This window comes from Variovorax sp. Varisp41 (assembly GCF_047325085.1).
In the GTDB taxonomy this organism is placed as follows: domain Bacteria; phylum Pseudomonadota; class Gammaproteobacteria; order Burkholderiales; family Burkholderiaceae_C; genus Variovorax.
In genome coordinates, this window is record NZ_CP168540.1 from 1,724,645 (window position 1) to 1,747,051 (window position 22,407).

The 22,407-nt window shown below is 71.2% G+C and carries 22 protein-coding genes and 1 pseudogene; 10 read left to right on the plus strand and 13 right to left on the minus strand.

Annotated elements, in window-relative coordinates; genetic code table 11:
* Positions 1-4: 4 nt before the first annotated feature.
* Complete coding sequence (locus ACEN9J_RS08070) at positions 5-859, minus strand: fumarylacetoacetate hydrolase family protein (RefSeq protein ID WP_057594263.1); 855 nt, start codon at positions 857-859, stop codon at positions 5-7.
* 47 nt (positions 860-906) lie between these two features.
* Positions 907-1,917: a VOC family protein gene (locus tag ACEN9J_RS08075; RefSeq protein WP_413763775.1), complete on the minus strand. Its 1,011-nt coding sequence runs from the start codon at positions 1,915-1,917 to the stop codon at positions 907-909.
* A 128-nt stretch (positions 1,918-2,045) separates the two neighbouring features.
* Here ACEN9J_RS08075 and ACEN9J_RS08080 point away from each other — a divergent pair, with 128 nt between their 5' ends.
* Together ACEN9J_RS08080 and ACEN9J_RS08085 are read left to right on the plus strand one after the other, a co-directional pair.
* Entirely contained in the window at positions 2,046-2,750 is a 705-nt protein-coding gene (locus ACEN9J_RS08080) for a GntR family transcriptional regulator (RefSeq protein WP_413763776.1), read from the plus strand.
* Between the two features lie 124 nt (positions 2,751-2,874).
* Positions 2,875-3,441, plus strand: a complete 567-nt coding sequence (locus tag ACEN9J_RS08085; RefSeq protein ID WP_413763777.1) for a DUF4865 family protein — start codon at positions 2,875-2,877, stop codon at positions 3,439-3,441.
* A gap of 102 nt (positions 3,442-3,543) precedes the next feature.
* On the opposite strand, the gene ACEN9J_RS08090 is transcribed toward ACEN9J_RS08085, so the two are convergent.
* A complete protein-coding gene (locus ACEN9J_RS08090; RefSeq protein ID WP_413763778.1) occupies positions 3,544-4,407 on the minus strand; it encodes a LysR family transcriptional regulator in 864 nt (287 codons plus the stop codon).
* A gap of 135 nt (positions 4,408-4,542) precedes the next feature.
* Here ACEN9J_RS08090 and ACEN9J_RS08095 point away from each other — a divergent pair, with 135 nt between their 5' ends.
* A complete protein-coding gene (locus tag ACEN9J_RS08095; RefSeq protein ID WP_413763779.1) occupies positions 4,543-5,694 on the plus strand; it encodes a DSD1 family PLP-dependent enzyme in 1,152 nt (383 codons plus the stop codon).
* Positions 5,695-5,716: 22 nt separating this feature from the next.
* Here the strand turns inward: ACEN9J_RS08095 and ACEN9J_RS08100 are convergent, their stop codons facing one another.
* Together ACEN9J_RS08100 and ACEN9J_RS08105 are read right to left on the minus strand one after the other, a co-directional pair.
* Complete coding sequence (locus tag ACEN9J_RS08100) at positions 5,717-6,031, minus strand: hypothetical protein (RefSeq protein WP_057594268.1); 315 nt, start codon at positions 6,029-6,031, stop codon at positions 5,717-5,719.
* A gap of 376 nt (positions 6,032-6,407) precedes the next feature.
* Positions 6,408-7,235 (minus strand): annotated as a pseudogene (locus tag ACEN9J_RS08105) (crotonase/enoyl-CoA hydratase family protein).
* Between the two features lie 96 nt (positions 7,236-7,331).
* Between ACEN9J_RS08105 and ACEN9J_RS08110 the strand changes: the two are divergent.
* Positions 7,332-9,194 carry a PhoX family protein gene (locus ACEN9J_RS08110; RefSeq protein WP_413763780.1) on the plus strand — a complete coding sequence of 621 codons (1,863 nt, stop codon included), beginning with the start codon at positions 7,332-7,334 and terminating at the stop codon, positions 9,192-9,194.
* A gap of 12 nt (positions 9,195-9,206) precedes the next feature.
* Positions 9,207-9,596, plus strand: a complete 390-nt coding sequence (locus ACEN9J_RS08115; RefSeq protein WP_057594271.1) for a DUF488 domain-containing protein — start codon at positions 9,207-9,209, stop codon at positions 9,594-9,596.
* Here ACEN9J_RS08115 and ACEN9J_RS08120 read toward each other — a convergent pair whose 3' ends face one another.
* Positions 9,597-10,205, minus strand: coding sequence for a glutathione S-transferase (locus ACEN9J_RS08120; RefSeq protein WP_261210887.1), 609 nt, complete (start codon positions 10,203-10,205; stop codon positions 9,597-9,599). It abuts the gene before it with no gap.
* Between the two features lie 129 nt (positions 10,206-10,334).
* On the opposite strand from ACEN9J_RS08120, the gene ACEN9J_RS08125 reads away from it, so the two are divergent.
* Positions 10,335-10,793, plus strand: coding sequence for an Lrp/AsnC family transcriptional regulator (locus tag ACEN9J_RS08125; RefSeq protein ID WP_261210888.1), 459 nt, complete (start codon positions 10,335-10,337; stop codon positions 10,791-10,793).
* Positions 10,794-10,802: 9 nt separating this feature from the next.
* Here ACEN9J_RS08125 and ACEN9J_RS08130 read toward each other — a convergent pair whose 3' ends face one another.
* Complete coding sequence (locus ACEN9J_RS08130; protein WP_093342557.1) at positions 10,803-11,705, minus strand: SDR family oxidoreductase; 903 nt, start codon at positions 11,703-11,705, stop codon at positions 10,803-10,805.
* Between the two features lie 112 nt (positions 11,706-11,817).
* Between ACEN9J_RS08130 and ACEN9J_RS08135 the strand changes: the two genes are divergently transcribed.
* Positions 11,818-12,696, plus strand: coding sequence for a CoA transferase (locus ACEN9J_RS08135; protein WP_413763781.1), 879 nt, complete (start codon positions 11,818-11,820; stop codon positions 12,694-12,696).
* A gap of 21 nt (positions 12,697-12,717) precedes the next feature.
* Here ACEN9J_RS08135 and ACEN9J_RS08140 read toward each other — a convergent pair whose 3' ends face one another.
* Complete coding sequence (locus ACEN9J_RS08140) at positions 12,718-13,713, minus strand: Bug family tripartite tricarboxylate transporter substrate binding protein (RefSeq protein ID WP_057594284.1); 996 nt, start codon at positions 13,711-13,713, stop codon at positions 12,718-12,720.
* 140 nt (positions 13,714-13,853) lie between these two features.
* On the opposite strand from ACEN9J_RS08140, the gene ACEN9J_RS08145 reads away from it, so the two are divergent.
* Positions 13,854-14,858 carry a LysR family transcriptional regulator gene (locus ACEN9J_RS08145; protein WP_413763782.1) on the plus strand — a complete coding sequence of 335 codons (1,005 nt, stop codon included), beginning with the start codon at positions 13,854-13,856 and terminating at the stop codon, positions 14,856-14,858.
* On the opposite strand, the gene ACEN9J_RS08150 is transcribed toward ACEN9J_RS08145, so the two are convergent.
* Positions 14,818-15,768, minus strand: a complete 951-nt coding sequence (locus ACEN9J_RS08150; RefSeq protein ID WP_413763783.1) for a hypothetical protein — start codon at positions 15,766-15,768, stop codon at positions 14,818-14,820. The two genes, ACEN9J_RS08145 and ACEN9J_RS08150, sit on opposite strands and share 41 nt — an antisense overlap.
* A 127-nt stretch (positions 15,769-15,895) precedes the next feature.
* Here ACEN9J_RS08150 and ACEN9J_RS08155 point away from each other — a divergent pair, with 127 nt between their 5' ends.
* Positions 15,896-16,276 (plus strand): tautomerase family protein, encoded by a 381-nt coding sequence (locus ACEN9J_RS08155; RefSeq protein WP_261210894.1) that lies wholly within the window; start codon positions 15,896-15,898, stop codon positions 16,274-16,276.
* Here ACEN9J_RS08155 and ACEN9J_RS08160 read toward each other — a convergent pair.
* The 3 genes from ACEN9J_RS08160 to ACEN9J_RS08170 all read right to left on the minus strand — a co-directional run bounded on the left by ACEN9J_RS08160 (position 16,230) and on the right by ACEN9J_RS08170 (position 20,445).
* Positions 16,230-17,147 carry a DMT family transporter gene (locus ACEN9J_RS08160; protein ID WP_413763784.1) on the minus strand — a complete coding sequence of 306 codons (918 nt, stop codon included), beginning with the start codon at positions 17,145-17,147 and terminating at the stop codon, positions 16,230-16,232. The genes ACEN9J_RS08155 and ACEN9J_RS08160 overlap by 47 nt on opposite strands.
* Positions 17,148-17,210: 63 nt before the next feature.
* Entirely contained in the window at positions 17,211-17,990 is a 780-nt protein-coding gene (locus tag ACEN9J_RS08165; protein ID WP_314733640.1) for an AraC family transcriptional regulator, read from the minus strand.
* 40 nt (positions 17,991-18,030) lie between these two features.
* Positions 18,031-20,445 carry a YgiQ family radical SAM protein gene (locus tag ACEN9J_RS08170; RefSeq protein WP_413763785.1) on the minus strand — a complete coding sequence of 805 codons (2,415 nt, stop codon included), beginning with the start codon at positions 20,443-20,445 and terminating at the stop codon, positions 18,031-18,033.
* Positions 20,446-20,664: 219 nt separating this feature from the next.
* On the opposite strand from ACEN9J_RS08170, the gene ACEN9J_RS08175 reads away from it, so the two are divergent.
* The gene (locus ACEN9J_RS08175; RefSeq protein WP_413763786.1) at positions 20,665-21,609 is read left to right on the plus strand and encodes a GNAT family N-acetyltransferase; all 945 of its coding nucleotides are present in this window, start codon (positions 20,665-20,667) and stop codon (positions 21,607-21,609) included.
* Between the two features lie 12 nt (positions 21,610-21,621).
* On the opposite strand, the gene ACEN9J_RS08180 is transcribed toward ACEN9J_RS08175, so the two are convergent.
* Entirely contained in the window at positions 21,622-22,404 is a 783-nt protein-coding gene (locus tag ACEN9J_RS08180; protein WP_261210897.1) for a 3-hydroxybutyrate dehydrogenase, read from the minus strand.
* Between the last annotated feature and the right edge of the window lie 3 nt (positions 22,405-22,407).

Genomic DNA, 22,407 nt, shown 5'->3' on the forward strand with positions numbered 1-22,407 from the left:
CGGCTCAGGCGCCGTCGACCACCGGGTTCGACAGCAGGCCCACGCCCTCGATCTCGACCTCGCAGACGTCGCCGGCCTTCATGAAGACCTGCGGCTTGCGCGCCAGGCCCACGCCCGAGGGCGTGCCCGCGATGATGATGTCGCCGGGCTGCAGCGCGAAGGGCTCGGAGCACACCGACACCAGCGTCGCCACGTCGAAGATCATGTCGCGCGTGTTGGCGTCCTGCAGCACCTGGCCGTTGAGCCGGGTCTGCAGCTTCAGGCCGGCGGCGCCCGCGGGCAGCTCGTCGGCGGTCACGAACTCGGGGCCGAACGAGCCCGAGCGGTCGAAGTTCTTGCCCATCATCCATTGCGCCGACTTGAACTGGTAGTCGCGGATCGAGCCGTCGTTGAACACCGAGTAGCCGGCCACGTGGTCGAGCGCCTGGTCCTTGGCGATGTAGCGGCCGGCCTTGCCGATCACGATGACCAGCTCGCCCTCGTAGTCGAACTGGGTCGAGACGTGCGGGCGCTCGAGCGCCTTGCCGTGGCCCACCCACGAGGAGGCGAAGCGGTGGAACAGCACCGGGTAGGTCGGCGGGTCGAACTTGCTCTCGGCCGCATGGTCGATGTAGTTGAGGCCGACCGCGATCGCCTTGGCGGGCGACTGCACGGGCGGCAGCCAGTCGAGGCCGGCCAGCGGCAGCCGGCTGCGCGCGCTCTCGCCGGCGCGGCGCGCGGCGGCCAGGCCCTCGGGGCCGGCGCGCAGCAGCTCGTCGAGCGTGGCGGGCAGGCCTTCGGCGCTGAGGTTCACGACTTCGTCGCCGAGGCGAAGACCGAGGGCGGGCTTGCCGCTGCTTTGAAAGGCCAGGAGGCGCATTGGGAGTTCCTTGTGGTGGGTGAAAGAGGAAGAGAAACGCGAAGGGATCAGGCGGCGGGATCGGCGGCCGGCGGCGCGGGCTCGATCTCGAAGTTGGTGACGAAGTCCTCGGGCACGCGCGGGCCCCAGGCATAGAAGGAGTCTTCGGGCGGATGGTCGGCGGCGGGCCAGTCGAAGTCGCCGGGCACGAAGTCGATGTCGTACGAATACTCGGAGTAGCTGCCCCAGGGATCGCGCACGTAGTGGAAATAGTTCGAGCCCAGCACGTGGCGCCCCACGCCCCAGCCGCGCACATGGCCGGCGGCCAGCATCTGCTCCATGCCGCGGCCGACCTCGTCGATGTCGGCCACGTCCCAGCTCAGGTGATGCAGGCCGGGCCCGCCCGACTTGGCCATCGCGACCAGGTGATGGTCGCTGCCGTGCACGCCGTGCATGAAGACGATCAGGTCGCCCGAACGATCGGAGACGCGCAGGCCCAGCGCCTCCTCGAAGAAGCGCACCGCCTCGGGCACCTTGGCGCTGAACAGCAGCACGTGCGAGAGCCGGCGCGGGTGCACCTTCGGGATGCGCGCGCGGTTGAGCGACGCGCCCACGCCCGGCGGCGGACGCGGCGCGAGCACCCGTTCGCCCGCGGCCTCGGGCGAGCTCTTGGCGGCCACCACGACCTGCACCGGGAAGCCATCGGGATGCAGCAGCCAGAGACCGGCCTCGCCGCCCTGCCCCGCGCTCAGCGGATGGGCCTCGCAGCGCGGCAGGCCCAGCTGCCGCGCGCGCGCGGCGATGGCGTCGAAGTCCTCCGCGAAGCAGCCGAAGCGCAGGTACTGCAGCTTCTTGGGCTGGCCCGGCGCTTCGTGGAGCGAACCCCAGACCTGCGGATGGCCGACGGTGTGGAGGTCGAGCCGGCCGCCATCGCGGCGCGGATCAAGGCCGAAGGCGGCATAGAAGCGCTCGGCCTCGGCGAGGTCGGGCACGGTGAACACGAAGCGGTCGAGCGAATGCACGGCCTGCAGCGCGGCGCGCGGCGGGTTCTTGACGGTGCGAAGCGAGGAAGCGGTCATGGCGGCTTGTCTCCGGTGGACGGGTGGATCCGTGGTTTTTCGTTCAAATAATATATTATTTATTGAATCATAGATTTAAAAGCCTGCCAAGTATGATCCGGGCCAACACCACGGCGCGAAAGGACGCGATGAACGAGAAGACCAAGGGCATGAGCCAGACCCGGCTGGTGTTCACCCACCTGCGCGCCGCGATCGTCGGCGGCCGCCTGCTGCCCGACGCCAAGCTCAACATCGCCGCGCTGGCCGAGGAGCTCGACGTGAGCGCGGGCGCGGTGCGCGAGGGTCTGGCGATGCTCGAGGCCGAGTCGCTGGTGGTGTCGGAGCCCGCGCGTGGTTTCCGGGTCAGCCCGATCTCCGAGCCCGAACTCGAGGACCTGGTGCAGGCGCGCATCGAGATCGAGAAGCTCTGCCTGGCCGAGGCGATCCGCCATGGCGGCCTCGAATGGGAAGGCCGCGTGGTGTCGGCCCACCACCGGCTGTCGCGGCTGGCCGAGCTGCAGCACGAGCTGCCGCAGACCCTGCTCAGCGAGGACTGGACCGCCGCCCATGCCGAGTTCCACCATGCGCTGGTGAGCGGCTGCCCCAACGGCTGGCTGCTGCGCATGCACCTGATGCTCTACCAGCAGAGCGAGCGCTACCGGCAGCTGTCGGCGCCGCTGGGCGGCGACCGGCGCGACGTGCGCGGCGAGCACCAGGCGCTGGTCGACGCGGTGCTCGGCAAGGACGTGCAGGCCGCGCAGGCGCTGATCACGGAGCATCTGCAGACCACGGGGCGCCTGCTGGTCGAGGGCCTGCGCGCGCAGGCACCGAAGGCGGCGAAGCGCCGCGCCTAGCTGCGCGGCAACGACGCGACGATTGCGCCGCCACATCACAGCTATATCGCGCGGCCCCTTCAACCGGCCCGCCCGGCATCGCAAGCTCGCTGCATCTTCAACAAAGCATGCAAGGAGCGACACGATGTTCGCGATGCAGTACTCGCACCGGCTGCCGGCCGGCCACGACATGGAAGCCATCCGCCGCCGCGCGGCGCAGCGCGGCCCGCTGTGGGACCACACCGAGGGCCTGGTGTTCAAGGCCTTCGTCGCGCAGGAGCGCGGCCGGCACCGTGCGGTCGGCCACCTCTACGCCTCGGTCTACCTGTGGCGCGAGCCGGCGGCCGCGGCTTCGTTCCTGATGGGCGAGCGCTTCCAGAACGTGATCGACAGCTTCGGCCGGCCGCGCGTGGAGAGCTGGCTGCCGCTCGATGCGCGCGCCGGCGCGGCGCGCACCGAACGCGCGGCCTGGCTGCGGCGCAGCGAGCGCGCGCTCGATGCCGATGCCGATCGCGCGGCGGTGTTCGCCGCGCAGGCCCGCGAGCCAGAGGCAGGCGTGGTCGCGACCTGGAGCGCGCTCGACCTCGCCGCCTGGCGGATCGTGCGCTTCACGCTGCTGACGGATGCGCCCGATGCGCCCGAAGCGGGCGATGGCGACGCGATCTACGAAGTGCTGCACCTCGCGAAGCCGGGCCTGGAGACGCTGCCATGACCACCGCCTTCGACCTGCTCGCAGGCCATCTGCTGGCCGTGCTCTCTAGCGCCGCCGTGCTGGCGATGGCCACCGCCGTGGCGGCCATCGCCCTGCGCGCGCTCAGCGCATGAGGCCGCCAGCCGTCGCGCGCATCGCGTCCGACAGCGACTTCAGGGCGCGCCGCGCCGGCGCATCGGACACGCCCGCATGCAGCACCACGTCGCGCGCGGGCAGCGGCGGCAGGCCCAGCACCGGGCCGACCTCGATCGTGCCGGCCGGCGCCACGCGGCGGCCGAGCGCGGCCACCGCGAGTCCGGCCGAGACGGCCGCGCCCACCGTGAGGATGCCGCCCCCCACGAACACCTCGGACCAGGGCACGCCGCCCTGCGCCAGCGCCGTGACGGCCATCTGCCGCACGCTGCAGGGCTCGGCCTGCGTCGCCAGCGGCAGCGGCTCGCCCGAGCGGTGCACGAAGTCGGGCGCGGCCATCCAGCCGAAGGGCTCCTCGAACAGCACCTCGCCGTCGAGCCGGCGGCTGTCGTGGCGCAGCACCAGCACGGCATCGAGCGTGCCGCGGTCGAAGGCCTCGAGCAGTTCGCGCGAGGTGGAGATGCGCACCTCCATCACCACGTCGGGCTCGGCCTGCTTCACGCGGCGCAGCAGCAGCGGCAGCTCGGCGCCGACGATGTGGTGGCTCAGGCCCACCACCAGCCTGCGGCGCGGCGCCGCGAAGGCATCGAGCGCGCCGCTGTGCGCGGCCAGCAGGTTGCGCGCGAAGGGCAGGAAGGCATCGCCCTCGGCCGACAGCCGCACGCGGCGCGGCGTGCGTTCGAGCAGCCGGCGGCCCAGGCCGTCCTCGAGCCGCTTGATGCGCAGGCTCACGGCCGACTGGGTGCCGTCGAGCGCCTCGGCCGCGCGCGTGAAGCTGCGCAGGTCGGCCACCAGCACGAAGGCCTGCACGGCCTCGATGTCGAGCGCCTTCATGGCGCTCGCCCGTCGAAGGCTGGGGGATCGGTGGGGACGATGGAAGGCGCGCTCATTTCGATGCGATCATTTCACAAGGCATTCGCCCGCGTGTTCCGGCGCGGCACATCGACCCTCCACAGAAAGAGACATCCCGTGTCCCTCGAAACCCACTCCCCCGTCAATGCGCCGCTGATCGGCGTGCCCGGCGGCCGCCAGCAGCTCGACACCCCGGCGCTGCTGATCGACCTGAGCGCGATGACGCGCAACATCGAGCGCATGGCCGCCTTCGCGCGCTCGCGCGGCGTGGGCCTGCGGCCGCACGTGAAGACGCACAAGTCGGTGGCGATCGCGCGCATGCAGGTCGCGGCCGGCGCCATCGGCGTGAGCTGCGTGACGGTGGGCGAGGCCGAGGTGATGGTCGCGAGCGGCATCCCGGGCGTGCTGCTGACCTCGCCCGCGGTCACGCCGAGCAAGATCGCGCGCGTGCTCAAGCTCGCGCGCCAGGCCGGCCCCGGCGGGCTGATGGTGGTGATCGACGATCCGCGCAATGCCGCCGAGCTCGCGCGCGCCGCCGCCGCCCTGCCCCATCCGCTCGACGTGCTGGTCGACTACGGCGCGGGCTACAACCGCACCGGCGCGGCCACCGAAGCCCAGGTGCTGGCGCTGGCCGCGGCGATCGCGGCCGAGCCGCGGCTGCGGCTGCGCGGACTGCAGGCCTATGCGGGCAACCTGCAGCACATCGTGGAGCGCGAACATCGCAGCGCCTCGGCCGCGGGCCTGCGCCGGACGGTGGCGCAGATCGTGGCCGCGGCCGAGCGCCAGGGCCTGCGCTTCGAGATCGTGACCGGGGCCGGCACCGGCACCCACGACCTCGATGCGCAGGGCGACGGCTTCACCGAGCTGCAGGCCGGCTCGTACGTGTTCATGGATGCCGAGTACGCGCAGGTGCTGGCCGGCAATGCGCCGGCGCAGGCCTTCGAGGTCTCGCTGTTCGTGCAGGCCGCGGTGGTCAGCACGCAGGCGGCCGACTGGGTCACGGTGGACGGCGGCACCAAGTGCTTCGCCACCGACAGCGGCGTGCCGCTGGTGGCGCGCGGCGCCGGCACGGGCAGCCGCTATGCCTTCTTCGGCGACGAGCACGGCAAGCTGCTGGTGCCGCCCGACGAGCGCCCGGCGCTGGGCGCGCGCGTCGAGTTCGTGACGCCGCACTGCGACCCGACCGTGAACCTGCACGACGTCTACCACGTGGTCGAGGACGACACGCTGGTCGCCATCTGGCCGGTGGATGCGCGCGGGAAGCGCTGACGAAGAGAAGGAAGAAGGCCGCTCAGACGCGCGGCAGCGCGGCGAGGTAGGTCGACACCACGATCGCCGCCGCGCGGTCGAGCTGCAGGATGTCCGCCACCTCGAAGGCATGCGGCGCGGTGCGGCCGGTGGCGCCCAGCGGCTTGCGGATCTCGACCAGCACCTCCGCCGCCAGTTCGCGGTCGCTGCGCGGACGGCCGTCGGCATGCATCACCCAGGCGTCGACGTCGTCCATCGCGATCGTGCGGAACACGCCGACGATCGGGACGTACTTGTAGCGATCCTCGCCCACGAGGATGGGGACGTTGAGATTGCAGAAAAACGTGGTCGTCGACATGCAGGGTCGCTGCCGCTTGGCAAGGTTCTTTTAGTAATTGATGACAGTGATACGAAGGATTTCCCGCGACTGGCGTGTACAGAGCATCGGGTCGTGACCTAGTGCACACAATGAGACCCAAAGAGCCTCATTGCACCAAAACGAATACTTACATTTTACATGATCGTAAATCTTTGTGTCAGATCGGCATCAATTTGTTAATTGTTTGAGCCAAAAAGATCACACTCGACGGTCATGAGGCACCGGCCCGGCCGGCGAACGCGCAGGCGCGCGCCGCACGCCGCGGGCACCGGGCGCGTCGCGTGCAAGGGCCACCCGCCTCGCGCGGCGGTGCCGGTGAATGTTCCCTGGGGGGTATCGCGGTCGTTGCGCTCGCTCAGCCGGGCGAGGCGAAACGCGGCGCGCGCCGCTCGATGTTGGCGCGCACGGCCTCGACCTGGTTCGGGCTGCCGATCAGCGCCTGCTGCTCCACCGACTCGGCGATCAAGAGTTCGGCCGCGCTGTGCGCCAGCGAGGCATTGAGCAGCCGCTTGCCGGCGCGGATCGCGTCGGGGCTCTTGAGCGCGATCTCGTGCGCCATCGCGAGCGCCTCGGCCAGCGGATCGGCCGAAAGGCGCGTGGCGAAGCCCAGCTGCAGCGCCTCCTCGCCCGAGAACACGCGGCCGGTGTAGGTGAGCTCGCGCACCACGTCGCTGCGCGCCAATTCGCGCATCAGCACCATGCCGCCCATGTCGGGCACCAGGCCCCACTTGATCTCCATCACCGACAGCCTGGTGTCGGGCGCGACGATGCGGATGTCCGCGCCCAGCGCCACCTGCAGGCCGCCGCCGAAGGCCACGCCATGCACCGCGGCAATCACCGGCACCGGCACCTCGCGTCACACCATCGCGACCTGCTGCGCGGCATTCGCGAGGCCGTGCGTGCGCGCCACCAGCCCGGCGCCGCCGGCCGACTGGCCCAGCACCTCGCCGGCCGTGCCCTGCTCCATGCGCTGGAACGAAGCCATGTCCAGGCCCGCGCAGAAGGCCTTGCCGCGCCCGGCGATCACCACCGCGCGCACCGTGGCGTCGGCGCGCAGCGATTCGCCGGCGGCGATCAGCGCATCGAACATCGCGGGGTCGAGCGCGTTCATCTTGTCGGCGCGGTCCAGCTGCAGTTCCACCACGCCGTCGGGGTGGCGGATCGTTTCGATGCGTTCGGTCATGCGGTGTGTCTCCTGGGGTCGTTGGCAAAGTATCGCGCGCCGCGGTGCTCGGCGATGATGGCGGCTGTCGCCGACCCAACACCCGCACCGCCTTTCATGTCCCTCGACCGCCGCCGCTTCCTGCAATCGGGCACCGCCGCCGTGGTGGCGCTGCTGGCCCAGCATCCTGCCGGGGCCACCAAGCCCACGCTGTCCGGCGAAGCACTGGGCTTCACGGCCGTGCCGGCCTCGCTGCGCGACGCGGTCGTGGTGCCCCCCGAGTACGAATGGCAGCTGCTCTACCCCTGGGGCACGCCCACCGGCATCGCGGGTCAGCCGATGCCCGCCTTCGCGCCCGACGGCGGCAACAGCGCGGCCGACCAGGCGCTGCAGGCCGGCATGCACCACGACGGCATGCATTTCTTTCCGCTCGCCACGCCCGGGCGCGCGCTGCTCGTGATGAACCACGAGTACACCGACGAGCAGTTGCTGCACGCCGACGGCACGAAGGAATGGAATGCGCAGAAGGTGCGCAAGTCGCTGCATGCGATGGGCGTGTCGGTGATCGAGATCGCGCGCACGCCCGAGGGCGGCTGGCGCCAGGTGCTGCCCTCGCCCTATGCCCGCCGCGTGCACGGCAACACGCCGATGCGCATCGCCGGCCCGGCCGCGGGTTCGCCGCGCCTGCGCACCGCGCTCGATCCCGCCGGCACCGAGGTGCTCGGCACCTTCGCCAACTGCGCGATGGGCGTCACGCCCTGGGGCACCTACCTCACCTGCGAGGAGAACTTCCACGGCTACTTCGGCGGCCCGAAGGAGGCGGCCAAGGACGCCACGCCCGCGCAGCGCCGCTACGGCACGGTGGCGGGCTCGCAATGGGTCGAGTACTGGCGCTTCGACGAGCGCTTCGACCTGAGCCGCCATCCCAACGAGCCGCACCGCTTCGGCTGGGTGGTCGAGATCGATCCCTTCGATCCCGCCGCGAAGCCCGTCAAGCGCACCGCGCTGGGCCGCAAGCGCCAGGAGAGCGCGACCTGCACCGTGACCAGGGACGGCCGCGTGGCGGTCTACATGGGCGACGACGCGCGCTTCGAATACATCTACAAGTACCTGAGCACCGACCGCATCGCGCCCGCCGGCGAGGGCTCGCGCGCGGCGGCCAACGCGCGGCTGCTCGACGAGGGCACGCTGTACGTCGCGCGCTTCGACGCCGACGGCCGCGGCCGCTGGATCGAGCTCGTGCACGGCCGCCTCGGGCTCGATGCCGCGGCCGGCTTCGCCGACCAGGCCGAGGTGCTGGTCCATGCGCGGCTCGCGGCCGACGTGGTGGGCGGCACGAAGATGGACCGCCCCGAGTGGATCGCGATCAGCCCCGGCGGCGAGGTCTACGTCACGCTCACCAACAACAGCCAGCGCGGCGACCTCGGCAAGCCCGGCCCCGATGCCGCGAACCCGCGCGCAGACAACCTGTTCGGCGGCATCCTGCGCTGGCGCGAGGACGACGGCGACGCGGCGAGCGCGGGCTTCGCCTGGGAGCATTTCGTGCTCGCGGGCGACACCGCGCAGCCCGGCAGCGGCGCGCGCTACCCGAGCGCCGATGCCGACCTGTTCGGCAGCCCCGACGGCCTGCACTTCGACAGCGGCGGCCTGCTGTGGATCCAGACCGACATGAGCGGCCAGCTGATCGGCAAGCCGCCCTACACCGCCCTGGGCAACAACCAGATGCTGGTGGCCGACCCGGCCACGGGCCGCATCAAGCGCTTCCTGACCGGGCCCAGCGGCTGCGAGATCACGGGCTGCGTGGTCGCACCCGACCGCCGCGCGCTGTTCGTCAACGTCCAGCATCCGGGCGAGTCGCGCGACGACGGCAGCGCCACGCACAACAGCGCCTGGCCCGACGGCACCGCGCCGGGCAGCGCGCGGCCGCGCTCGGCCACGCTGGCGATCCGGCGGCGCGACGGCGGCATCGTCGGTACCTAGAGGAGACCTCCCATGAGCATCCGCATCGTTCGACTCGGCACGCCGCGCAGCCCCGGCGAAGGCCTGCGCGTGGGCACCGTGCGGCGCCCGCCGCGTGGCGTGCCCAAGAGCGAATTCGCGTCGCAGGACTGGTACGACGTCTGGTACCCGAACCTCGCGCCTTCGACCGAGACCATGAAGCTGGGCCAGGCCGCGCAGACGCCGGCCGAGTGGACGGCCTTCATGCGCAAGTACAAGGCCGAGATGGCCGAGGCCGACGCGAGCCGCAGCCTCGACCTGCTCGCGGCGCTCTCGCACCGGACCGCGCTGGCCGTGGGCTGCTACTGCGAGGACGAGTCGCGCTGCCACCGCTCGCTGCTGCGCGGCCTGCTGGCCGAGCGCGGCGCCGACATCGCGGCCTGATCAGAGCTGCGGCAGCGCCGCGAACACCGGCAGGGCCTCGGCGCGCGCGGCATGGGCCGCCAGTGCCGGGCAACGCGCGGGTGCCACCAGCTCGGGCAGCATCAGCTGCGTGAACGACCAGGCCACGGCCGCCGAGACGGCGTCCTGCGTCAGCGCCGCTTCTTCGGCGGTCCACGGCGCCACCGCCACCTCGCGCTCGAGTTCGTCATAGGCCGCCAGCAATTGCCCCAGCACCCGGTCCACCCAGGGCTGATGCAGCTTCTCGGCCGGCCGGAGGTTGCGCTCGTAGACGATCTGCACCGTCTTCTCGCAGGCCGCGAGCGCGAGCCCCGTGAGGCGCAGCGCGCGCAGCCGCGCCGCCGCCTCGGCCGGCCACAGGCTGCGGCCGGCGAGGAACTCGGCGTACTCGACGATCAGGGTCGAATCCATCAGCACCGCGCCGTCGTCGAGCACCAGCGTCGGCGCCTTGACCACCGGGTTGATCGCGCGGAACTGCTCGAAGGTGCTGAACACCGAGAGCGAGCGGTGTTCGAAGGGAATGCCCAGCAGCCGCAGCGAGACGGCGGTGCGGCGCACGTAGGGCGAGTCGAGCATGCCGACGAGTTGCATCGAGGGTTCCTCCTTCTTGTCTTGAACGAAGCCACGACCTTAGCGGAGCCTGCGCGCGCGGGCCACGGGCATTCATCGAAAATCGGCGCTCCCGGCCGATGGACCATCGGCGAACCCTCTTCTCATCGCATGGACATCGACAAGAAAGACCGCCTGATCCTCGAGGCCCTGCAGGCCGACGCGCGCCAGAGCCTCGCGGCGCTGGGCAAGCGCATCGGCCTGTCGCAGCCGGCCATGAGCGAGCGCGTGCGCAAGCTCGAGGACGCGGGCGTGATCGAGGGCTACGGCGCGCGCGTCAACCTGCGCGCGCTCGGCGTGGGGCTGCAGGCCATCATCCGCATCGACACCACGCATGCGGGCATCGCGCGCTACCTCAAGCTGTTCGAGCAGATGCCCGAGGTGCTGAGCGCCGACCGCGTGACCGGCGAGGACTGCTTCATCGTGCGCTGCGCGATCGCCGAGCCGGCCGAACTCGAGCGCGTGGTGGACGCGCTCGCGGTCGACGGCGCGGTCACCACCTCGCTGGTGCTGTCGAGCCCCGTGAACAAGCACGTCACCGTGCACGCGGCGAAGCCGCCGAGGAAGTAGCGCGCAGGCTCAGCGCTGCGTCTTGTCCTTCTGGTTCTGCGCCTCGATGCGCTCGCGCGCGGCCAGCCAGTCGCCGTCGCTCCACTGGCGCAGCTCGTAGAAGTTGCCGCCATTGGCCAGCGCGTTGGCGCCGTCCATCATGATGCTCTGGCCCGTGAGCCAGTCGCACTGGCCCGGCGACATCAGGAAGGCCGCGATGTTCTGCAGCTCGCTCATGCGGCCGGTGCGCGCCATCGGGCTCATCGCGATGGTGCGCGCGCCCGGCTCCTCGCCGGGGTTCAGGCGCTTGCTCATGCCCTCGGTCGGGATCTCGCCCGGGCCCACGGCATTGAGCCGCACGCCATAGCGCGCCCACTCCACCGCGAGCGACTTGGTCATCACCTCGATGCCGGCCTTGCTCATCGCCGAGGGCACCACGTAGGGGCTGCCGTTGTCGACCCAGGTCACGATGATGCTCATCACGCTGCGGAAGGCATCGCCGGCCTTCCACTGGCCCGACTTGGCCTCGGCCACCCAGCGCTTGCCCACGGCCTGCGTGACGTAGAAGCTGCCGTGGAAGACGATGTTCGCGATCGCGTCGAAGGCGCGCGGCGAGAGACTCTCGGTCGGCGAGACGAAGTTGCCGGCCGCGTTGTTCACCAGGCCGGTGAGGCCGCCGCTCTGCCAGAGGCTCTCGACCATCTCGTCCACGCTCTGGGCGACGCGGATGTCGACGCCGAAGGTGTCGATGCGCCGCTCGGGAAACTGCTGGCGCCACTCGGCCGCGGTCTCCTCGCAGACCGACTGGCGCCGGCCGCAGATCGCGATGTCGGCGCCCAGGCCGAGGAAGCGCTCGGCCATCGCGCGGCCGAGCCCGGTGCCGCCGCCGGTCACGAGGATGCGCTGGCCGCTCATGAGGGAAGGTTGGAACATGCGTCGTCTCCTGGAGGTTTGCCTGACGGCGGCCATGCTACGCGCGGCGGGCGGCGCGCGCATCGGGGGCCGCGTCGCGCCCGCGACGCGGGGCGGGGGCGAGAATGCAGCCATGCCCGACTCCATCGACGCCTCCTCGCAGCCGCTCGCCGGCGTGCGCATCCTGAGCCTCGCGCTCAACCTGCCCGGCCCGGCCGCGCTGCTGCGCTGCCGCCGCATGGGCGCCGATTGCCTGAAGCTCGAGCCGCCCGCGGGCGACCCGATGGCGCTCTACAACGAGGCGGCCTATGCCGCGCTGCACGAGGGCATCGCCATCGAGGCGGCCGACCTCAAGAGCGAGGCCGGCCAGCGCGCGCTGCACGAGGCGCTCGCGTGCACCGACGTGCTGCTGACCTCGTTCCGTCCCTCGGCGCTGGCCAAGCTCGGCCTGGACTGGAACGCGCTGCAGGCGCGCCATCCGGCGCTGTCGCAGGTGGCGATCGTCGGCGCCCACGGCGAACGCGCCGAGGAGCCGGGCCACGACCTGACCTACCTCGCCGAGAGCGGCCTGGTCACCGGCACCGCGCTGCCGGCCACGCTGTTCGCCGACATGGGCGGCGCGCTGCTCGCGAGCGAGGCGGTGCTCAAGGCGCTGCTGCTGCGCGCGCGCGGCGCCACGGCCGGGGGCGTGTACCTCGAGGTCGCGCTCAATGTCTCGGCCGACTGGCTCGCGCTGCCGCGCACCTGGGGCCTGACGCAGCCGCAAGGCGCGGTCGGCGGCGCGCATGCGGGCTACCGCGTCTATCCCTGCGCCGATGGCCGCGTGGCGGTGGCCGCGCTCGAGCCGCATTTCGCCGCCCGGCTGTGCGAGGCCGCGGGCCTGGCCTCGCGCGACATGATGGCGCCGGCCACGCACGAGGGCGTGGCGGCCTGGATCGCGCTGCGCAGCCGCGCCGAACTCGAGGCGATGGCGCGCGAGCGCGACGTGCCGCTGCTCACGCTGGCGGACTGAGGCCCGCCGGGCCGGCGGACCTCAGAGCTTGATGCCCGCCGCCTTCACCGTCGGCCCGAGCACCGCCACCTGCTCCTTCACGATGCCCTCGAAGCGGGCCGTCGTCTCGGGCTTGGCGACGATGCCCAGCTCGATCAGCTTCTTCTGAACCTCGGCCATCGCCAGCACCTCGTTGCAGGCGGCGTGGAGGCGCGCCACCACCTCGGGCGGCAGCTTCGCGGGGCCGCTGAGGCCGAAGAAGTTCTCGAGCACCAGCCTGGGCTGCCCGACTTCGGCGATGGCCGGCACCTCGGGCATCAGCGGCGAGCGCGCGCTGCCCGTGACCGCCAGCGGCACCAGCTGGCCGCTCTTGAAGTACGGCACGTAGGCGGTGATCACGTCGATCCCCACGGGGATGGTGTTGGCGATCAGGTCGGTGGTCATCGGCGCGCCGCCGCGATAGGGCACATGCTCCAGGTGCAGCCCGGTCACGCGGCGGATCAGCTCGCCGTGGATATGGCCGATCGAGCCCGGGCCGCCCGAGCCGAAATCGAGCCGACCGTCCTTGCGCGCGCGGGCTTCCAGGTCGGCGAAGCTCGCGATGCCCGAGCCCTTGCTGGCCATCACCACCAGCGGCGCCGAGCCCAGCGCGGCGATGTGGCTGAAGGCCGCGACCGGGTCGTAGGGCTGCTTGTCGAGCGTGAAGGGCCCGAGCGCGATCGGCGTGGTGTTGGCGAGCATCAGCGTGTAGCCGTCGGGCGCCGCGGCCGCGACCTGGGCGCCGCCGATGGTGCCGCCCGCGCCGGGCTTGTTGTCGATCACCACCGCCTGGCCGAGCCGGCGCGCGAGCTGCTCGCCCATCACGCGCGCCAGGATGTCGCTGGAGCCGCCGGGCGGGAAGGTCACGACGATCCTGATCGGCCGGTCGGGCCACTGCGCGAAGGCCGGCAGCGCGAGCGCGGCGGCGCCGGCCGCCAGCAGCTGCAGCGCGCCGCGGCGCGTGGGACGAACAGGGGAAAGGTGGGCGGTGGAGGTCATGGCGCGGTCCAGCAAGAGCAATGCCCGCACTCTAGGAAGCGGCCCATGGCACGCCAATCGCTAGCGCGTTATGCGCGGCATAGCAAAGCGCCGGGCCCGCGCGATGGCTCGGCACCAAAGCTGTGCAGCGCCCTTCCTCCATGTCCCGCGCCAACGATCCTTTCGACACCTACCTGCTGCGCGTCTTCGCCGTTCTGCTGGCCGAGCGCAGCGTCTCGCGCGCCGCCACGCGGCTCAACCAGTCGCAGCCGGCCGTGAGCACCGCGCTCAAGCGGCTGCGCGAGATCTTCGGCGACCCGCTGCTGGTGAAGGACAAGCAGCGCATGGTGCCGACCGAGCGCGCGCTGCGGCTCGAGGCCTCGGTGCGCGTGGTGCTTGGCGAGATCGACGCCCTGCTCGCGCCGGCCGACAGCTTCGATCCCGCGACCACGCGGCTGACCTTCCACCTCGGCACGCCCGACTACCTGGCGCCGCCGCTGATGGCCGCGGTGGTGCAGTACCTGCGCGGCACCGCGCCGGGCGCGCGCCTGTTCATGCATCCGCTCGGGCCCGAGTTCGACGTCGAGGCCGCGCTGGCCGACGGCTCGCTCGACGTGGTGGTGGGCAACTGGCCGCAGCCGCCCGAGCACCTGCACACCACCTTGCTGATGGAGGACGAGATCGTCTGCCTGGTCGACCGCGACCACCCGGGCGCGCAGGGCCTCGCGTTGAGCGACTACCTGCACGGCGCCCACGTGGTGCCGCAGCTCTACAGCACCCTGCAGCGCGGCGTGGTCGAGAGCCACCTGGCCACGCTGCGCCTGGCGCGCACGCCGACCGTGACGGTGCCCTACTTCTCGATGGCGCCGCAGCTCCTGCCCGGCACCGACCTGATCTTCACCACCAGCCGGCACTTCGCGCAACACTACGCCGCCCTGCTGCCGCTGGCGATCGTGCCGGCGCCGCTCGATTTCCCGCCGATGCGCTTCTACCAGCTCTGGCATGCGCGCCACCAGCGCGCGCCGGGCCACCTGTGGTTCCGCTCGCTGCTGTCGGCCGTGATGCGCACGGCCGGCGCCACGCGGCACCTGCGGCTACCGCCGGCCAGGGCCGGCACGGCGGCGCTCAGCGGCCCAGTCCCTCGCGCTGCCGATCCTCGCGCTTGAGCGCGAGGTAGGTGTCGAGGTCGATCTCGTGCAGCTGGCGCGGGAACTGCTCGGCGGCCGCGAACCAGTGGCGCTGGCGCTGCTCGGACTGGCCCTTGGCATCGGCCGCGAGGTAGGCGTCGAGCGTGAGGAAATAGCGCATCGCATTGCGCTCCACCAGCCCGCGCATGCCGCGGATGTACTCGGGCTTGCCGTCGGCCGCCTGCCCCACCACGGTGAAGCCGACCTTGTCGCGCCCGAAGGTCGCGAGGTAGGCCTGGGTGGCGAGCTTCACCATCAGGCTGTGGTCGTAGCTGTAGCTGAAGTGCAGGAAGCTCTTGCGCTCGTCGAGCGCCACCGCCTCCAGCGTGACGTGGTAGTTGCTGGTGCCGAAGGGGCCGCTGGCGGCCGACAGGTCGATCATCAGGTGCTCGGGCGTCGCGCTCGCCACGCGGTAGGCGAAGGGCAGCTCGAAGGCCTGGTCGACCGGCTTGTCGTAGCGCCGCACCACGTAGAGCGTGAGCGTCTCGCGGCCCGGCGCGCCGCTGACGCGGCAGCGCCGGTTGTTGACGTGCAGCAGCATCAGCTCGCACCAGTTGGCCGAGCCCTTGAGCGCGCTGCCGACCTCCGACAGCGGATGCTCGACCACCGCATAGACGTCGCCCTGCAGCCCGCCGGGCGTCTCGATCGAGTCGAGCTGTATCGGACGGCCGAAGCTGCTGCGTTCGAGCTTGTCCTTGAGCTGCCGGTGCTGGGCACGCAGAGCCTGCGCGGGCGCTTCGCCGGCCGCCGCTTCGCTGGCGGTGGGAGCGGCGGTGGCTTGCAGGCCGCTCGCCAGCAGCCAGCCGCACAGGACGGCGCCACAGGCACGCCCCAGGCGCCGCGCTGGCGAGAACATGCCGGGGCCCGACCGGTAGAACGAAATGCTCATCGGGCCACACCATACAACGGCGCGGCCTTTCGCGTGCTCGGGCGCTTCCCGCGCCCTGCTTCCTGCACGCCGGCACGGACGCGCCCACAATCGCGCCGAGCGCCTCCCGCTCGCCAAGGAAGACACCATGCCCCTCGTCCGCATCGACCTCCCCGACACCGCTCCCGAGACGCTAGGCCCGGCCATCGGCGATCTCATCTACCAGGTGATGACCGAGACCATCAACGTTCCCGAGGACGACAAGTTCCAGGTCATCGCGCGCCATCCGCCGGGGCAGCTCGTGCATCCGCGCAGCTACCTGGGCATCGAGTATTCGGCGGGCTTCGTGCTGATCCAGATCACGCTGAACCAGGGCCGCAGCATCGAGATGAAGAAGGCCTTCTACCGGCGCGTGGCCGACGGGCTGCACGAGCAGCTCGGCATCCGGCGCGAGGACGTGTTCATCAGCCTGGTCGAGGTGGTCAAGGAGAACTGGTCGTTCGGGAACGGAGAGATGCAGTACGCGTAGCCCAGGCGCCGCCGGCCAATGCCACGCCCGGCAGCACCAGCGCGAGCGCGATCCAGGTCGAGGCCGTGAGCGGCTCGCGCAGCAGCCAGGCCGCGCCCACGGCGGTCATCAGCGGCACCAGCGCGCCCGACAGCGAGGCGCGCGCCGCGCCCAGCCGCGCGACGGCCACGCCGTAGAGCGCAAGCCCGAGCAGGCCCGCGAACAGTCCCTGTCCCACGGCCTGCAGCGCCACGTCGCGCAGGGGCGCGCTCAGCAGCTTCGGCGCGCCCGCGAAGCACAGCAGCGGCAGCAGCAGCACCGTCGAGCCGAGGTTGACCGCGGCCGCGCCCTGCCAGGCCGTGAGGCCGCTGCGGCGCAGCGCCAGGGTGTAGCCCGCCCACAGCAGCGCGGCGAGCAGGAACAGCAGGTCGCCGCGCCATGCCGAGGCGGCCGCGGCCAAGCCGCCGAGGCCGGACACCGCGAGCCCCGCGGCCATCAGCGCCAGCCCGAGGCAGCGCGAGCGCGCGGGCCGCTCGCCGTCGAGCCACCAGCCGCCGAGCGCGGTGAACAGCGGCACGCTGCCGGCCACGAACACGCCCATGTGGGCGGCCGGCGCCCACTGCGCGCCGGCCATCGCCACCAGCCCGAACGGCAGGCCGCCGCCGAGCACCAGCAGCAGGCCCTGCCGCGCCGGCAGCGCGCGCAGCACCGCACGCGAGGCCCACGCCACCGGCAGCAGCACCAGCGCGGGAATCGCATAACGCAGCACCGCGAGCTCCAGCGGGCCGAGCGAGGTGGTGACGCCATGGCGCGAGACGATCTGCCAGCCGCTGCCGATCAGCGCGGTGGCGAGCGCGGCGAGCACGCCTGTCCAGGGAAGGGATCGGTTCATGCGGCCAGTCTGGCCGTGCGCGCCTGGCGGCGCTATCAGGATCCTGCGCAGCTGCGTGCGGACTTACGCGGCGTGAAGCGCGCGGCGCGCCTCGCCGGGCGTCACGCCGACCTCGCGCAGGAACAGCGCGCCGAGGTGGCTCTGGCTGCAGAAGCCGAGCGCGTGCGCCAGGCCCGCGAGGTCGCGCTCGCCGGCATCGAGCTGCGCGAGCGCGGCGGCCAGCCGCAGGTGCAGCCGGTACTGGTGCGGGCTCAGGCCGGTGCGGCGGCGAAAGCTGCGCGCCAGATGGAACGGCGAACTGCTGGCGGCTTCCGCCAGCTCGTGCAGCGACAACGTGCGGCCTTCCGCCGCCTCCGCCGCCAGGCAGCGCCGCGCTCGGCCCACGGTGCCCTCGCTGTGCGCGAGACCACCGGCCGCGAGAGCATCGGCTATCAATTGCGGCGTGGCATCGACGGCATCGAGCCCCGCTTCGAGGCGGCGCCAGTGCAGGCGCAGCCGGTACAGGGCGCGTGGCGACAACAGGCGCTGGGCCGCGTCGCCGGTCCAGGGCGCATCGGCCACGCCGTCGGTGGCGCTCACGACCACGCTGCAGCGCGGCTCGCGCGCCTGGGGGCGCAACTGGTAGCGCTGCGCGGGCGCGACGCGCAGGGCCGTCAGCGCATCGATCCAGGCACCGGGGCCGTCGTCGCCGCGGAACTCCATCGCGGCGGCATCGAAGGGCAGCACGAGCCGGCCCGAGGGCGCGGTGTAGACGGGACTCCATTGCGGCGCGGTTGCGTGCGAACGCACGCGCTCCACGCGCCAGCGCGGGTCGGTGGCCAGGAGGATGCGTTGCTGTGCCATGGCGGCCGGGGCGATCGCCGCAGCGGGATCGCCCGCCGCTTCAGCGCACCTTGCGCGCCGAGGGCTTGGCGCCGGCGGGCTTGGCCGAGGGGCGGCCCGAACCGGTGTCGCGCGGCGGCAGCCCGGTGTGCTGTGTGAGGATGCGGCCCTTCGAGGGCTTGACCATCGGCAGCTTCACGGCCGGCGCGGCCTTGGCGGTCTTGGTCGCGGGTGCGCTGGTCGAATTCTTGCGGCGCGCGCTGGTGTAGCCGCCGTCGGTCAGCGGCTGCCAGGTCGGGATCAGGTGATGCTTGCCGTTGCCGATCAGGTCGGCGCGGCCCATGGCCTTGAGCGCCTCGCGGAGCAGCGGCCAGTTGTTGGCGTCGTGGTAGCGCAGGAAAGCCTTGTGCAGCCGGCGCCGCTTCTCGCCGCGCACGATGTCCACCGTCTCGCTCTCGCGCGTGATCTTGCGCAGCGGGTTGCGGTTGCTGTGGTACATGGTCGTGGCCGTGGCCATCGGGCTCGGGTAGAAGGTCTGCACCTGGTCGGCGCGGAAGCCGTTCCTCTTGAGCCAGATCGCGAGGTTCATCATGTCCTCGTCGCTGGTGCCCGGATGCGCGGCGATGAAGTACGGGATCAGGTACTGCTTCTTGCCCGCCTCGGCCGAGTACTTCTCGAACATCTGCTTGAACTTGTCGTAGCTGCCGATGCCGGGCTTCATCATCTTGCTGAGCGGGCCCTGCTCGGTGTGCTCGGGCGCGATCTTCAGGTAGCCGCCCACGTGGTGCTGCACCAGTTCCTTCACGTATTCGGGCGACTGCACGGCGAGGTCGTAGCGCAGGCCCGAGCCGATCAGGATCTTCTTGATGCCGCGCAGCGCGCGCGCGCGGCGGTAGATCTTGATCAGCGGATCGTGGTTGGTGTTGAGGTTCTGGCAGATGCCCGGGTACACGCAGCTCGGCTTGCGGCAGGCGGCCTCGATCTCGGGCGACTTGCAGCCGATGCGGTACATGTTGGCCGTGGGGCCGCCGAGGTCGGAGATGGTGCCGGTGAAGCCCTTCACGCTGTCGCGGATGGCCTCGACCTCCTTGATGATCGAGTCTTCCGAGCGGCTCTGGATGATCCGGCCCTCGTGCTCGGTGATCGAGCAGAAGGTGCAGCCGCCGAAGCAGCCGCGCATGATGTTCACGCTGAAGCGGATCATCTCCCAGGCCGGGATCTTGGTCGCGCCGTCGTGGCTGCCGTTCTCGTCGGCATAGCGCGGATGCGGGCTGCGCGCATACGGCAGGTCGAACACGTGGTCCATCTCGGCCGTGGTCAGCGGGATCGGCGGCGGGTTGATCCAGACGTCGCGCGCGGTCGTGCCCTCGCCATGCGCCTGCACCAGCGCGCGCGCATTGCCGGGGTTGGTCTCGAGATGCAGCACGCGGTTGGCGTGGGCATAGAGCACCGGATCGGCGCGCACCTGCTCGTACGAGGGCAGGCGGATCACCGAGCGGTCGCGCGGCGGCACCTTGGTCTTGCCGCGGCCCTGCAGCGCGGGATTGGGCACGAACTGCAGCGGCTTGATGGCGGGGTTGACCGCCGCGGAGGCCACGGCCGGCGAACCGGCGACCTCGGCCGCCTTCGCGACGGCCTCGGCCTCGTCCTCGCGCGCGCAGCTCGCGCCGTTGGCCTTGGCCTGGTCCGAGACCATCAGGTAGGGATTGACGTGCGCCTCGACGCGGCCCGGCTCGTCCACGCTGGTGGAGTCGATCTCGAACCAGCCCTCGGGCGTTTCGCGGCGCACGTAGGCGGTGCCGCGCACGTCGTCGATCTGGTGCACCGGCTCGCGCGCCGCGAGGCGGTGGGCGATCTCGACGATGGCGCGCTCGGCGTTGCCGTACAGCAGCAGGTCGCACTTCGAATCGACCACGATCGAGCGGCGGACCTTGTCCTGCCAGTAGTCGTAGTGGGCGATGCGGCGCAGGCTGCCCTCGATGCCGCCGAGCACGATCGGCACGTCGTTCCAGGCTTCCTTGCAGCGCTGCGAGTAGACGATGGCCGCGCGGTCGGGCCGCGAACCGCCGACGTCGCCGGGCGTGTAGGCGTCGTCGCTGCGGATCTTGCGGTCCGCGGTGTAGCGGTTGATCATCGAATCCATGTTGCCGGCGGTCACGCCGAAGAACAGGTTCGGCTTGCCGAGCGCCTTGAAGGGCTCGGCGCTCTGCCAGTCGGGCTGGGCGATGATGCCCACGCGGAAGCCCTGCGCCTCGAGCATGCGGCCGATCACCGACATGCCGAAGCTCGGATGGTCGACATAGGCGTCGCCGGTGACGATCACCACGTCGCAGCTGTCCCAGCCGAGCGCCTCCATCTCCTGGCGCGTGGTCGGCAGGAACTTCGCCGTGCCGAAGCGGGCTGCCCAGTACTTGCGGTAGCTGGTCAGCGGCTTGGCGGCGCGCGCGAAAAAGGAGACGTCGACGGGGGCGTTCATCAAATGGGGGTGGTGCGGCAGGCGGCCTCGAAGACAAACGAGAGATGCGGCTGCGATGGGTAACCCGCGATTTTAGGGTTTTCCACCCTTCCTGTCCCGTGAAAGCGATGGGCCGGGGCCTCGATTAGGGGCATCGGCCCAGGCTGGGCTCTCTCTCATTGAAAGCCCTAGTCATCCAATTACTTGCTTTTGTCAATCAATTGGCGCATAGTCGCGCCCATGTCGACCACCGAATCCCCCGCTGTTCCCGTCGAGGCCGTCAAGGCCGTGCGCCGTTTCAACCGCTTCTTCACACGTCAGGCCGGCGTGCTCGAGCCCTACCTCGGCGGCGCGCTGCCGCTGACCGAGGTGCGCGTGCTCTACGAACTCGCGCACCGCGACGCGCTGGTCGCGACCGATCTCGCGCGCGAACTGGGCCTGGACGGCGGCTACCTGAGCCGCATCCTCAAACGCTTCGAGACCGAGGGCTGGATCGTGCGTTCGCCGAGCCCGCGCGACGCGCGCCAGAGCCTGCTGACCCTCACCGAGGCCGGCCATGCCGCCTTCGCGCCGCTGCAGCAGAAGTCGCGCGAGGAAGCCGCCGCCCTGCTCGCGCCACTGCCGCCGCGCGAGCGCGAACAGGTGGTCGAGGCCATGGGACGGATCGAGCGCCTGCTCGACCCCGCGGCACCGCGCGCGCCCACGCGCACGGTGGTGCTGCGCGACCCCAGGCCTGGCGACATGGGCTGGGTGGCGCAGCAGCACGGCGAGCTCTATGCGCGCGAATACGGCTGGAACAGCGAGTTCGAGGCGCTGGTCGCGGAGATCGTGGCGCAGTACCTCCGCAAGTTCCAGCCCGAATGGGACAAGGGCTGGATCGCCGAGCTCGACGGCGAGCGCGTGGGCGCGATCTTCGTGGTGCGAAAGTCGGCCACCACCGCGCAGCTTCGGCTCTTGCTGCTCACGCCCGCCGCGCGCGGCCTCGGCCTGGGCGGCCGACTCACCGACGAATGCATCGCCTTCGCGCGCGCCAGGGGCTACCGCAAGATGGTGCTGTGGACCAACAGCTGCCTCACGGCCGCGCGTGCGATCTATGCGAAGCGCGGCTTCGAACTCGAGAAGTCCGAAGCCTACGAGGGCTTCGGACAGCAACTGGTCGGCGAGACCTGGTCGCTCAAGCTCTAGCGGCGATCGCGCTCACTGCATGTACCAGCCGTGGCTCACCACCAGCGACTGGCCGGTGAGCGCGTTGGTCGGGAAGGCCGCGAACAGCAGCGCCACGCGCGCCACGTCGTCGGTGGTGGTGAATTCGCCATCCACCGTTTCCTTGAGCATCACGTTCTTGATGACTTCCTGCTCGCTGATGCCCAGCGTCTTGGCCTGCTCGGGGATCTGCTTCTCGACCAGCGGCGTGCGCACGAAGCCCGGGCAGATCACGTTGGCGCGCACGCCGTGCTTGGCGCCTTCCTTGGCCACCGTCTTCGCGAGGCCGATCAGGCCGTGCTTGGCCGTCACGTAGGGGGCCTTGAGCAGCGAGGCTTCCTTCGAGTGCACCGAGCCCATGTAGATCACGCTGCCGCCGCGGCCCTGCGCGTACATGTGCTTGAGGCAGGCCTTGGTCGTGAGGAAGGCGCCGTCGAGGTGGATCGCGAGCATCTTCTTCCAGTCGGCGAAGCTGAACTCCTCGACCGGATGCACGATCTGGATGCCGGCGTTGCTCACCAGGATGTCGATGCCGCCGAAAGCCTTGGCGGCCTCCTCGACCGAGGCATCGACCTGCGCCTCGCTGGTCACGTCGACCGCCACGCCGATGGCCTGCGCGCCCGTGGCCTTGAGCTCGGCCGCGGTGGCGTCGGCCGCTTCCTTGTTGAGGTCGGCGATGACGATCTTCGCGCCTTCCTGCGCGAAGAGGATCGCGATCTCCTTGCCGATGCCGCTGGCCGAGCCGGTGATGTAGGCGACCTTGTCCTTGAGTTGCATGGT